Here is a 13854-nt window from a genome sequence, read left to right on the forward strand (position 1 = left end):
TATTTTACGGATAAAAATATAATTTTTGGCAAATCTAGGTTCATGCGGAAAACTCCCATTACAGAAAATCTGTAAAAATTGTTAAAGTTTATGATGGGAGCCTATTTTGATTTCTAAATCATGATCACATGAAAAGTAGTCCTGATAGTCAGCGGAATCTTCTGAAAAACGAACATCTGATACGGTATAACTAATTAAAAAATTCATTACTTTCGCAAATTGATTTTACAAAGCGATAAAAATGAGTACAAAATTTACTGAATACAAAGGACTTGACCTGCCAACAGTGGCATCTGAAGTGCTTGATTTTTGGAAAAAACAAGAAATATTTGAAAAGAGCGTAACCACACGAGAAGGGAATAGCCCATATGTGTTTTTTGAAGGACCACCTTCAGCAAACGGATTGCCGGGTATTCACCACGTAATGGCGCGTGCTATTAAGGATATTTTCTGTCGCTATAAAACTCAAAAAGGTTTTCAGGTAAAAAGAAAAGCTGGCTGGGATACGCACGGACTGCCGGTAGAATTGGGAACCGAAAAAGAATTGGGAATTACCAAAGAAGATATAGGAAAGACAATTTCTATTGAAGAATACAACGAAGCCTGTAAAAAAACGGTGATGCGTTATACCGATGTATGGAATGACCTGACCGAAAAAATGGGTTATTGGGTGGACATGCAGGATCCGTATGTGACCTATAAGTCAAAATACATGGAAACGGTATGGTGGCTATTGAAACAGATTTATGATAAAGGTTTGCTTTATAAGGGTTATACCATCCAGCCATATTCTCCAAAAGCCGGAACAGGATTAAGTTCACACGAAGTCAACCAGCCGGGAGCTTACCGTGATGTGACTGATACTACCATAGTAGCACAGTTCAAAGCTCTTCCGGAAACATTACCATCCTTTTTGCAAGGTTTTGGCGATATCCACTTTCTGGCATGGACGACTACGCCCTGGACATTGCCATCGAACACGGCGCTTACTGTAGGGCCAAAAATTGACTATGTTCTTGTAAAGACATTTAACCAATATACATTTGAACCGGTAAACGTTATTCTGGCAAAGAACCTGGTAGGAAAACAATTTGGTAAAGGTTATTTTGAAAGTACGGAAGAAGCTGATTTTGATAAAGTAAAAAGTGGAGACAAGCAATTGCCGTATAAAATAGTAGCCGAGGCTTTGGGCGCTGACCTGGTAGGTATCCGTTATGAGCAGCTATTGCCGTTTGCATTACCATACCAGAACCCTGAAAATGCTTTTAGAGTAATTTCAGGAGATTTCGTTACCACAGAAGATGGTACCGGAATCGTTCATACGGCACCTACATTTGGTGCAGACGATGCCAAAGCGGCGAAAGAGGCAACACCGGAAGTCCCACCAATGTTAGTTTTGGATGAAAATGGTTCGCCGGTTCCGCTGGTAGACCTGCAAGGAAAATTCACTTCGCATATGGGTGAGTTTGCCGGCAAATATGTAAAGAATGAATATTATAATACAGGTGAGGCTCCGGAGAAATCGGTAGATGTTGAAATTGCGATCCGTTTAAAAGAAGAAAACAAAGCCTTTAAGGTTGAAAAATACGTACACAGCTATCCGCATAGCTGGAGAACAGACGAACCATTGTTGTATTATCCGTTAGATTCCTGGTTTATCAAGGTTACGGATATAAAAGACAGGATGTTCGACCTGAACGAAACGATCAACTGGAAGCCGAAATCTACCGGAGAAGGTCGTTTTGGAAACTGGTTGAAAAATGCCAACGACTGGAACCTTTCACGTTCGAGATACTGGGGAATTCCATTGCCAATATGGAGAACCGAAGACAAAAGAGAAGAAGTAATCATTGGCTCTGTTGAAGAACTGTATAATGCTATTGAAAAATCAATCGAAGCAGGCTTCCAGAAAGAAAATCCATTTAAAGGATTTGAAATCGGAAACATGTCGGAAGCGAATTATGATTTGGTAGACCTGCACAAAAATGTGGTGGATGAAATTATTTTGGTTTCGCCTTCCGGAAAACCGATGAAACGTGAAACCGACCTGATTGATGTATGGTTTGATTCGGGAGCGATGCCTTATGCACAGTGGCACTATCCTTTTGAGAATAAAGACAAAATTGACGGAAACAAAGACTTTCCTGCTGATTTTATTGCAGAAGGAGTAGACCAGACCCGTGGATGGTTTTATACGCTTCATGCTATAGCTGCTTTGGTTTTTGATAAAGTAGCTTATAAGAATGTGGTTTCAAACGGTTTGGTATTGGACAAAAACGGACAAAAAATGTCTAAGCGTTTGGGCAATGCCGTAGATCCGTTTACAACACTGGCAGAATACGGTCCTGATGCTACGCGTTGGTACATGATTTCAAATGCCAATCCTTGGGATAACTTAAAATTTGATATTGAAGGAGTTGCCGAAGTACGCCGTAAATTCTTCGGAACTTTATATAATACGTATTCGTTCTTCGCCTTATATGCCAATATTGACGGTTTCTCTTATTCGGAAGCCGAAGTGCCATTACAGGAAAGACCGGAAATTGACCGTTGGATATTGTCTGAATTGAATACTCTGGTTAAAAATGTAGACAGTTATTATGCGGATTACGAACCTACCAAAGCAGCAAGAGCTGTTTCGGACTTTGTTCAGGAAAATCTGAGCAACTGGTACGTTCGTTTGTGCAGAAGAAGATTCTGGAAAGGTGAATACGCACAAGACAAGATTGCGGCCTATCAGACACTGTATACCTGTCTTTTAACGGTTGCCAAACTAAGCGCTCCTATCGCTCCGTTCTTTATGGACAGGCTTTACAGAGATTTAACACAGGCAACACATAAGGAAACATTCGATAGCGTACATTTGGCCGATTTTCCGGAGTATGCTGATAACTTTGTTGATAAATCGTTAGAAAGCAGAATGGAGAAAGCACAAACGATTTCATCATTGGTGTTGTCACTACGTAAAAAGGAGATGATAAAAGTGCGTCAACCCCTGCAAAAGGTAATGATTCCGGTGCTTGATGCCAAACAGAAAGCAGAGATTGAAGCGGTGTCTGACCTGATAAAAGCAGAGGTAAATGTAAAAGAAATTGAGTTGCTTGATGATGCTTCCGGTGTGTTAGTGAAGCAGATTAAGCCTAATTTTAAAGCATTAGGACCACGTTTTGGTAAAGATATGGGTCTGATTTCCAAAGAAATACAAAATTTCTCTCAGGAGCAGATCAATGAATTGGATAAAAACGGATCGCTGGATATTGTTATATCAGGGAAAAGTATTAATTTAACCTCTGAAGACGTAGAGATTTCCTCTCAGGATATCGAGGGATGGCTGGTAGCCAAAGCAAACGGAATTACTGTAGCTTTGGATATTACCATTTCGGATGAATTGAGAAAAGAAGGAGTTGCAAGGGAATTAGTCAATCGTATTCAAAATATCAGGAAAGACTCTGGATTTGAGGTAACGGACAAGATTAAGGTACAGGTCCAGAAAGACGGAATTATCGAAGAAGCGTTACAGGCAAATCAGGATTATATCAAGGCTGAAACGCTGACAGAAGAGCTGATAATTCTGGATAAAGTAGAAAACGGTATAGAAATTGAGTTTGACGATATAAAAACAAGTATATTAATTTCAAAATAATATAATATGGTAGATGAAGTTGCAAGATACTCAGACGCTGATCTAGCAGAGTTCAAAGAAATTATTTTAAAAAAAATACAAAAAGCACAAGCAGACTTAGATTTGATCAAAAGCGCCTATATGAATGACCTTAACAATGGAACAGACGATACGTCTCCTACATTTAAGGCATTCGAAGAAGGAAGCGAAACGATGTCGAAAGAAGCGAACTCTCAGTTGGCAATCCGTCAGGAAAAGTTTATCCGCGATTTGAAAAATGCACTTTTCAGAGTAGAAAACAAAACCTACGGTGTTTGCAAAGTGACAGGAAAACTGATCAGCAAAGAAAGGCTTAAAATCGTTCCTCATGCTACAATGAGTATCGAAGCCAAAAACCTGCAGCGATAGTTGCTTTTAAAATAACAGATAACAAAAACGCTCCCATATAAGGAGCGTTTTTTTAATATTTAAAAGCAGAGTCAAAACGAACTCATCACGGCAAGTGATTTTATAAATAATATTTCTATTTTTGCGCAATAAAGTAAAGAAAATGTCATTAAAAAAAGCATATTTATTAGTTATCCTAATTCTTATCGTTGACCAGATATCCAAGATATATATCAAAACCAATTTTATCTATGGTGAAGAAGGACAGATAAACGTAGCCAGCTGGTTTAAGATTTTGTTGATTGAAAACGAAGGAATGGCTTGGGGAACACAAATCCCTGGAGATTATGGAAAACTGATTCTGACGCTTTTTAGGCTGGTAGCTGTGACAGGAATTGGCTGGTGGCTTTGGGATTCGGTCAGAAAAAACAGTTCCCGATACCTGATTGTAGCTATTTCGCTTATTCTGGCAGGAGCTTTCGGAAATATTATCGATTCTGTTTTTTACGGAGTAATCTTCGACCACAGCACAGGTCAGACTGCAACGCTTTTCTCGGATCAGCCTTATGGTACCTGGTTTCACGGAAAAGTAGTTGACATGCTTTATTTTCCAATCTGGGAAGGCAATCTTCCTACATGGCTTCCAATCTGGGGAGGCAAACATTTTACCTTTTTTAATGCTATTTTCAATATAGCAGACATGGCCATATCTACCGGAGTAGGTATATTGATTGTTTTTAATAAAAAAGCATTTTCAGGCTCTAACAAACGTTCAGAACTGGCTTAGTTCTGTCCCGGAGCATATTTTTTAGCACTTTTTTCGCCAGTCACTTTTTTTGCCTGTCCAGGAGGTAACGGTTTTGACTTACTGGATCTGCTCGATGTTCCGGTGCTAATGCTTGCACTACATCCTGAAATTGAAAAGGCAAAACAAAGCAAAAGCAATCCGATAGATAGTTTTAAAGTAGTTTTCATCTTTTTTGTTTTAAAGTTACGATTTTAGAATTTATAAATGGTATTAGGTGTTATGCAAAAATCAAGCCTAACATCATTTTCAAAGACATCGGTAATTTCTTCTTCCGCTTCAAAAAATGATAATCCGATTTTCAGCACGTCTTTTTTGCATCCGGATAAGAAAAGATCGTAAAATCCTTTTCCGTAACCCACACGATGTCCTTTTTTATCAAAAGCAAGTAACGGCACAAAAACTACATCTATTTTTGAAGGAGGTACTTCGATTCCGTCCACAGGCTCCGGAATATTGTATTCGTTTTTTTGGAATCGGGTATTGTCAGTCAATAAAAAATGAGTCATTTTTCGGGTCTCGAAATCTGATTTTGAAACTACAATTTCTTTGTCCTTTCCGGCCAGTACCTGTAATAGGAATTCGGTGTCTACTTCCTTGTGTTCGCTAATAGGCAGAAAGGTATGATAGTATAATTTATCCCAGATATCCATCCGGACAACCTGATTGGCAATGGCCAGACTTCGTTCCTCTATATCTTCATGTGAAAGTTCAGCGCGTAAAGCCTTGTATTTTAATCGTAATTCTTTCTTGTGCATTTGTTTTGTTTTTCAGCCCTGATTTTCCAATGCCGTTGTAATATGAAAAATGGCATCGCCCTGGTATACAATTGGAGCATCATTAACATTGATAATATATCCTGAGTTTGGTGCTTTTACTTTATATTCAACTTTTCCGTAAGGATCAGAAATGGTAGCCAGTACCTGACTTTTTTCTACATAAGAGCCTATGGTTGTCAGACCATGAAACAAACCCGATGCTTTGGCTCGTACCCAGGTCGATTTTTCAATATAAATAATTTTTTGCTCAGCATTAGTTGCCTTTCGTTTGGGATTCAGCATTCCGAAATAATCGAGAAAACGTTTGGTTCCTTCAACACCCTGCTGTGTGATTGATTCATTGATGTCAAGTGATTTTCCGCCTTCAAACAACAGCATTTTTACACCCAGTCGGTCACAGGAATTTCGGAAGGAGCCAGAAATATTTTTGGAATACAGGGCAAAAGGCGCATGGAATACATCGGCTAATGCTTTTAGTTCATGGTTGTTGGGAACAATGCGTATTTGCGGTGCATTAAAACGGCTGGCACCTCCCGCATGAAAATCGATACAATAATCAACATTAGGAATGATTTCTTTCAGCAGATAGTAAGCAAAACGACTGGCCAGTGAACCATTTTTACTGCCTGGAAAAACCCGGTTCATATCTCGCCCATCCGGAAATTCCCGACTTCTGTTCAAAAAGCCAAAAACATTGATGACCGGAATACAGATAATTGTGCCTGTTTTTGGCCTGTTGATTTTTTGAACGATAAGCTGCCGGACAATTTCGATTCCGTTAATTTCGTCGCCATGCAGTCCTGCCGAAAATAAAACGGTCGGGCCTTCGATTTCGGAGCGTTCGATAATTACGGGAATTTTCAGCTTCGTCATCGTATGGAGTTTTGCAATTTCCATATTCAGGGTCCGGCTCTCGCCAGGAAGTATGGTTTCGCCCAAAATAGTAAGGCTTTTATAAGTAGGTTGCGCCATGTTGTGTTTAAAAATATAAATGTATAAAAATTGGGATTCTGAACGCTAAATATTTCCCAAAACCATATAAAAATTGAAAAGCGGCACTTGCAATTCGGGATTTTTGAAACTAACTTTGTAAGATGCGAACTCCTCTTGAACTTCAGATTCAGACTTTGCCCGACGGCCCGGGCGTGTACCAGTATTATGACAAGGATGATAAGATTCTGTATGTAGGAAAAGCAAAAAATCTTCGCAAACGTGTCTCGTCCTATTTCAATAAGCTGCACGACAATGGTAAGACCAATGTGTTGGTTCGTAAAATTGTCTCCATCAGGCATATAGTGGTGCCTACAGAAACAGATGCGCTGCTGCTGGAAAACAACCTGATAAAAAAACTCCAGCCACGATATAATGTCTTGCTCAAAGATGATAAGACCTATCCGTGGATTTGTATCAAGAAAGAGCCGTTTTCAAGGATATTCACCACAAGAAATATGATAAAGGACGGTTCAGAGTATTTCGGTCCGTATACAAGCTTTAAAACAGTCCATACGCTTTTGGATTTGATTAAGGAGCTCTATCCGTTACGGACCTGCAATTATGACCTTTCGCGTGAAAATATCAATTCAGGCAAATACAAAGTCTGTCTCGAATATCATATAGGAAATTGTAAAGGACCTTGCGAAGGATATCAGTCTTTGGAAGAATATCAAGGCAATGTTGAGGCTGTCCGTGAAATATTAAAAGGAAATTTTAAAGAAAGCCTGAAAGATTTCAAGACGCTGATGAAAAATCTCGCAGCAGAAATGAAATTTGAGGAGGCGCAAAAAATAAAAGACAAGATTGAAACCCTGGAAAACTACCAGTCAAGGTCTACAATTGTCAATCCGAGGATTTCAAATGTGGATGTCTTTTCTATCGTTTCAGACGAAAGCATGGCCTATATCAACTTTTTGCAGATTTCCCATGGCGCCATTATCCGCTCCCATACCATGGAACTGAAAAAAAAGCTGGACGAATCAGACGAAGAACTGTTGGAATTGGCTATAGTGGAATTGAGAGAACGTTTCAGACTGCTGTCAAAAGAAGTGATTGTGCCTTTTGAAGTTGATTTGGGAGAAAATATAAAAGTAACGGTTCCGCAATTGGGTGATAAAAAGCAGGTTCTGGAACTTTCCATCCGAAATGCGAAATTCTATCGTATGGACCAGTTGAAACAGTTGCAGATTGTCGACCCGGATCGCCATACCAACAGAATCATGGCGCAGATGAAAAAGGACCTCCGTCTTTCTGTCGAACCAAGACATATCGAATGTTTTGATAACTCCAATATTCAGGGAACCAATCCCGTTGCTGCCTGTGTGGTTTTCAAGGATGGGAAGCCAAGCAAAAAGGATTACCGCCATTTTAATATCAAAACCGTTGAAGGGCCCAATGACTTTGCTTCTATGGAGGAAGTCGTATACAGAAGATACAAACGGCTGTTGGATGAGAATCAGCCATTGCCACAACTCATCATTATCGATGGAGGAAAAGGCCAGCTGTCTTCCGCATTAAAAAGTCTGGAAGAATTAGATTTAAGAGGCAAAATAGCCATTATTGGTATAGCCAAACGTCTGGAAGAATTATTCTATCCGGGTGATTCAGTTCCGTTGTATCTGGACAAGAAATCCGAAACCCTGAAAGTAATACAGCAATTGCGAAATGAGGCACACCGCTTTGGAATAACACACCATCGCGATAAAAGAAGCAAAGGTGCCTTAAAAACATCAATAGAAACTATACCCGGAATAGGTGAAAAAACCATGATTACACTTATAAAACACTTCAAATCTGTTAAAAGATTGTCTCAGGCAACAGAAAAAGAAATTTCTGACGTTGTAGGTGTTTCAAAAGCCAAAAAAATTACCGACTTTTACAATTCCACCAAGTAACTTATCCTATGAAAAAAATAGCTCTTATACTTCTGCTGATGTTTTCTGTCTCGGTTGTATTTTCACAAGAGCAGAAAAAACCAAAAGTAGGATTGGTTTTAAGCGGAGGAGGAGCAAAAGGACTGGCCCACATAGGCGTCTTAAAGGTGTTGGAAGAATCGGGAGTGGAGATTTCTTATATTGGGGGAACCAGCATGGGAGCGATTATTGGAGGGCTCTATGCTTCGGGATACAGCGCCACCCAAATTGACTCCATTTTCAAGACGACAGATTACGATGCCCTGATTCAGGACTATATTCCAAGGTCGACTAAAAACTTCTACGAAAAAAGGAACGATGAGCTGTATGCGCTCACATTACCATTCAAAAAAATGAAGATTGGTATTCCTAGAGCTTTGTCAAAAGGACTGTATAACTTCAATATGCTCAACAAGCTGACGCACAATGTGAGGCATATACGGGATTTTAACCAATTGCCCATTCCGTTTTTGTGTATTGCCACAGATATTGAAACCGGGCAGCAAGTTCTGCTGAACAAAGGTTCACTGCCACAGGCAATGATAGCAAGTGCGGCACTGCCATCATTATATATGCCTGTTGAAATTGACGGTAAATTGCTGGTTGATGGAGGTGTAACCAATAATTATCCGATTCTGGAAGTAAAAAATCTTGGGGCAGATGTCATTATTGGGGTTGATGTTCAGGACGATTTGAAAGACAGGGATGCCTTGACAGATGCTACAAAAATCCTGGTCCAGATATCAAATATGCAGATGATTCAGAAAATGGACCGCAAAAGGAAAGCGACGGATATTTACATAAAACCCGATATTACGGCCTATTCTGTTATTTCTTTCTCTCAAGGCAATGAGATTATTAAAACAGGAGAAGATGCAGCAAGAAAAGTAATCGACCAGATTCAAAAAGTAGGAAATGCCGAAAAACCTGTAAAAAGAATGGTTCCGTTGCAAAGAGACAGCCTGTTTGTCAGTGAAATTAAAACGAATCAGCTTGAAAATTATAACCGCACCTACGTAATCGGGAAACTTGGTTTTAAGGCAGGAACTAAAATTAGCTACGAGGACCTCGATAAGGGAATCAGTACATTGAGCGCTACCCAAAACTTTAGCGGTATTGGCTATTCGTTTTCCAAATCGGCATCCGGAAATGATGTGTTGAACATGACTTTGGTAGAAAATCCTATAAAGACTTATCTGAAGTTCGGGCTTCATTATGATGGCTTGTACAAAAGTGCCGTTTTGTTGAACGTTACCCAAAAAAAGCTTCTGTTTAAAAACGATATTGTTTCTTTAGATATAGGGTTGGGTGATAATTTCAGATATTATCTGGACTATTATATTGATAATGGGTTTTACTGGAGCTTTGGTCTTAAATCCCGATACAATACCTTTAACCGTAACATACTTACCGATTTTAATAATGGGGAACTCCTGAATCTTTTTGGCTTGAGCTCTATCAATATTGATTACTCTGATTTTACCAATCAGGCCTATTTCCAGACTATTTTTGCACAGAAGTTTCTTATTGGTGCCGGGGCTGAATTTAAACATCTGAAGATTAAGACAAAAACATTTGAAGCAACAGACCCTATTTTGGAAAACAGTGATTATGTAAGCATTATTGCCTATCTGAAATACGATTCTTTTGACAAGAAATATTTTCCGAAAAACGGATTCCTTTTTTGTGGTGATTTCCAGTCTTTTGTGTATTCGTCGGATTATACGAAAGAATACCAGAATTTCAGCATACTGAAAGGAGAAATGGCTTTCTCCAAAACCTTCTTTAACCGATTTACGTTAAATCTGCAGTCAGAAGCCGGCTTTACGGTAGGCGAACAAACCGTTCCGTTTTTTGATTTCGTATTGGGAGGCTATGGCTACAATATGATTAATAATTTCAGGCATTTCTATGGATATGATTTCGTAAGCCTTTCCGGAAATAGTTATATCAAAGGAGCTGTTGGCGTTGATTATGAGATATTCCGAAAAAACCACCTAAACTTCACGGCAAACTATGCCAACATTGGCAATAAGATTTTTGATACAAGCAATTGGATTGACAGGCCGAATTTTTCAGGATATGCTTTTGGATATGGCCTGGAAACAATTATTGGGCCTGTAGAAATCAAGCACTCATGGTCGCCGGAAACCAAAGACCATCAGACATGGTTTAGCATAGGATTCTGGTTTTAAAGAATCGGTTCCAAAAAATTATATCTCTTGTTTATGTGTTAATTATTCCATAAAAAAACTATATTTGGAACCAATAAACACTAAACTAATCAAATTTATGTCTATTTGGAAAAGAAAATCATTACCACAATTACTGGCAGAAGCATCGGAAGATGAAAAAGGCTTAAAGAAAACATTAACCGCACCAGGATTAGTAGCCTTAGGAATAGGAGCGATAATAGGAGCTGGATTATTTTCGATAACAGGTCTTGCCGCATCGATGAATGCAGGTCCTGCAATTACGATTTCTTTTTTAGTAGCCGCATTTGGCTGTGTTTTTGCCGGTTTATGCTATGCGGAATTTTCTTCAATGATTCCGGTAGCCGGAAGTGCCTACACCTATTCGTTTGCAACAATGGGAGAATTTGTTGCCTGGATTATTGGTTGGGATTTGGTACTGGAATATGCGGTTGGTGCCGCTACGGTTTCGATTAGCTGGTCCAGATATCTGGGAAAATTTCTAAGCAGTTACGGCATCCATCTGGATGAATCCTATATGCTTTCGCCGTTTGAAGGCGGAATAATCAATCTTCCCGCCGTATTGATTGTTATGGTGATGTCCCTGGTATTGATTAGAGGAACCAAAGAATCGGCTTTCGTAAACGGAATCATCGTACTTTTAAAAGTCAGTGTCGTATTGATTTTCATTGCTGTTGGATGGCAATATATCAGACCTGAAAACTATACACCTTATATCCCTGAAAATACAGGAACCTTTGGCGAATTTGGTTTTTCCGGAATTATCAGGGCAGCAGCTATTGTATTCTTTGCTTATATTGGTTTTGATGCCGTTTCTACAGCAGCCCAAGAAGCTAAAAATCCAAAAAGAGACATGCCAATAGGAATATTATTGTCCTTGGCAATCTGTACAGTTTTATATGTTCTTTTTGCCCACGTTATGACAGGTGTAGTAAATTATCAGGCATTTGCCGGAAAAGATGGTATCGCGCCTGTGGCAATTGCGGTTGAAGCAATGGGGCCTGCAGGAGCAGATGGAATGATTACACCAGCCTATCCATGGCTTAACAATGCAATTCTTCTGGCAATTTTAGGAGGATATGCATCGGTAATTTTAGTGATGCTTATGGGTCAGAGCCGTGTATTCTTCTCTATGAGTAAAGACGGACTTATGCCAAAAGTATTCTCTGAAGTACATTCAAAATTTAGAACTCCTGCAAAAAACAACTTCCTTTTCATGGTAATCGTGAGCCTTTTCGCGGCCTTTGTGCCTGCCAGGGTTGTAGGAGAAATGACAAGTATTGGAACATTATTCGCTTTCATATTAGTTTGTATTGGCGTATTGATAATGCGTAAAAAAATGCCGGATGCACCAAGAGCGTTCAGAACACCTTTGGTTCCTTTTGTGCCTATTGCCGGTGTACTGGTTTGCTTGTTTATGATGGTATTTTTACCATTGGATACTTGGATTCGATTAATCGTTTGGATGATGATTGGCTTTGACCTTTACCTGTTTTACGGAATGAAACATAGTATACTAAACAAAGGGAACTTTAACTTAGACAGCTTTAAAGTAGTAGCCGGTTCCGGATTAGGAATGGTTGTAGCCTTAGTGATAGTGGCAATCATCCACCATAGAGACCCGAACATAGATGATACTTTCTTGTATTATTTCTCATTGATTTTCGCGGCAATTCATGCCCTGATTTATGCTTACAGCTATAAAAAAAGCAGATAGTTTTTTTCTAAAATAAATAAAGGCATTACTGAAAAATTTTACAATCAGTAATGCCTTTTTCCTTTTTATAAATATTTCACAAGAAATAAGGTGAAAAAATTAATTTTTCCGATATTTGTGACTATGAATACGAGTTGGGAAGGTTTATTGGCACATTTAAAGTTTCTTATTAAGAGAAACCCGGAATGAGTTTTTGGATTCTATATCCAAAAACTAAATTCATAATTCATAAATCTAATAATTATGCCACTATATCATAAATTGGGGAATTTCCCCCAAAAGAGACATACGCAATTTGAAAAACCGAACGGCGGACTCTACTACGAGCAGCTTTTTGGTACAGAAGGTTTTCATGGGCATTCTTCTCTGTTATATCATGTTCACAGACCAACACAAGTGAAGGAAATCAAAGCTTCGTATTCGGTAGAACCTAAAATTGCCATTGGTAAAAATATCAAGTCATTACTGTTCAAAGGTTTCGAATTGAAGCCTCAGGAAGATTTTTTGGATAGCAGAAAAGCAATGCTTGTCAATAAGGATTGTACCATAGGTTTGGCAGCTCCACAAAAATCATTACGCGACTATTTCTATAAAAATGCCGATGCTGATGAAATGATTTTCATCCACAGAGGAAAAGGAACCCTGCGTACGATGATGGGAAATATACCTTTTGAATATGGAGACTATCTTATCATTCCAAGAGGGATTATCTACCAAATCGACTTTGAAACTTCGGATAACCGCTTGTTTTATGTAGAATCGTTCGCGCCTTTTTATACACCAAAACGATATAAGAACCAATCCGGACAGCATTTGGAACATTCGCCATTCTGTGAAAGAGATTTCAAATTGCCATCCGAACTGGAAACCTACGATGAAAAAGGAGACTTCCTTATTAAAATTAAAAAAGAAGGAATGATTCATGAAGTAGTATATGCTACTCACCCTTTTGACGTAGTAGGCTGGGACGGATATAACTTTCCTTACGGGTTCAGTATTCATAACTTTGAACCAATAACAGGACGCGTGCATTTGCCGCCGCCAATACACCAGACTTTTGAAACATCAACTTTTGTTGTTTGTTCTTTCTGCCCGAGACTGTATGATTATCATCCAAAATCGATTCCGGCTCCTTATAACCACAGTAACATTGACAGTGATGAGGTACTGTATTATGTTGACGGTGATTTTATGAGTAGAAACAACATTGAGCAGGGGCACATTACGTTGCATCCGAAAGGAATTCCTCACGGTCCGGCACCGGGTGCGATGGAAAGAAGTATTGGAAAAACAGAAACCGAAGAACTGGCAGTTATGGTAGATACATTCCGTCCGCTGATGGTAACCGAAGAAGCAATGGGATTGGACGACGGGCAATACTATAAGTCCTGGGTAGAATAAAAAACAATAAGACAAAAAACAACT

General features: G+C 39.1%; 10 protein-coding genes. 7 read left to right on the forward strand and 3 right to left on the reverse strand.

The features are described from left to right. The first annotated feature begins 241 nt into the window (after positions 1-241). The 3 genes from ileS (at position 242) to ASG38_RS04325 (ending at position 4796) form a co-directional block, all read left to right on the forward strand. Positions 242-3643: an isoleucine--tRNA ligase gene (gene ileS / locus ASG38_RS04315; RefSeq protein ID WP_056067505.1), complete on the forward strand. Its 3402-nt coding sequence runs from the start codon at positions 242-244 to the stop codon at positions 3641-3643. Between the two features lie 6 nt (positions 3644-3649). Further along, the gene (locus ASG38_RS04320; RefSeq protein ID WP_056067507.1) at positions 3650-4030 is read left to right on the forward strand and encodes a TraR/DksA C4-type zinc finger protein; all 381 of its coding nucleotides are present in this window, start codon (positions 3650-3652) and stop codon (positions 4028-4030) included. A 142-nt stretch (positions 4031-4172) separates the two neighbouring features. After that, a complete protein-coding gene (locus ASG38_RS04325) occupies positions 4173-4796 on the forward strand; it encodes a lipoprotein signal peptidase (RefSeq protein WP_056067509.1) in 624 nt (207 codons plus the stop codon). Here ASG38_RS04325 and ASG38_RS04330 read toward each other — a convergent pair. From ASG38_RS04330 to ASG38_RS04340, 3 genes are read right to left on the reverse strand one after another with little or no spacing between them, the layout of a single operon-like run. Then, the gene (locus tag ASG38_RS04330) at positions 4793-4984 is read right to left on the reverse strand and encodes a hypothetical protein (RefSeq protein WP_056067512.1); all 192 of its coding nucleotides are present in this window, start codon (positions 4982-4984) and stop codon (positions 4793-4795) included. The two genes, ASG38_RS04325 and ASG38_RS04330, sit on opposite strands and share 4 nt — an antisense overlap. 24 nt (positions 4985-5008) lie before the next feature. Next, complete coding sequence (locus ASG38_RS04335; protein WP_056067513.1) at positions 5009-5572, reverse strand: 5-formyltetrahydrofolate cyclo-ligase; 564 nt, start codon at positions 5570-5572, stop codon at positions 5009-5011. Between the two features lie 12 nt (positions 5573-5584). After that, positions 5585-6565: a succinylglutamate desuccinylase/aspartoacylase family protein gene (locus ASG38_RS04340; protein WP_056067515.1), complete on the reverse strand. Its 981-nt coding sequence runs from the start codon at positions 6563-6565 to the stop codon at positions 5585-5587. 122 nt (positions 6566-6687) lie between these two features. Here ASG38_RS04340 and uvrC point away from each other — a divergent pair, with 122 nt between their 5' ends. The 4 genes from uvrC (at position 6688) to ASG38_RS04360 (ending at position 13830) form a co-directional block, all read left to right on the forward strand. Beyond that, complete coding sequence (gene uvrC, locus ASG38_RS04345) at positions 6688-8481, forward strand: excinuclease ABC subunit UvrC (RefSeq protein WP_056067516.1); 1794 nt, start codon at positions 6688-6690, stop codon at positions 8479-8481. An 8-nt stretch (positions 8482-8489) separates the two neighbouring features. Continuing rightward, positions 8490-10694, forward strand: coding sequence for a patatin-like phospholipase family protein (locus ASG38_RS04350; protein WP_056067518.1), 2205 nt, complete (start codon positions 8490-8492; stop codon positions 10692-10694). A 97-nt stretch (positions 10695-10791) separates the two neighbouring features. Continuing rightward, positions 10792-12429 (forward strand): amino acid permease, encoded by a 1638-nt coding sequence (locus ASG38_RS04355; protein WP_056067520.1) that lies wholly within the window; start codon positions 10792-10794, stop codon positions 12427-12429. A gap of 243 nt (positions 12430-12672) precedes the next feature. Continuing rightward, entirely contained in the window at positions 12673-13830 is a 1158-nt protein-coding gene (locus ASG38_RS04360) for a homogentisate 1,2-dioxygenase (RefSeq protein ID WP_056067522.1), read from the forward strand. The last annotated feature ends 24 nt before the right edge of the window (positions 13831-13854 follow it).

Source organism: Flavobacterium sp. Leaf359, from assembly GCF_001423985.1.
Lineage (GTDB): Bacteria > Bacteroidota > Bacteroidia > Flavobacteriales > Flavobacteriaceae > Flavobacterium > Flavobacterium lindanitolerans.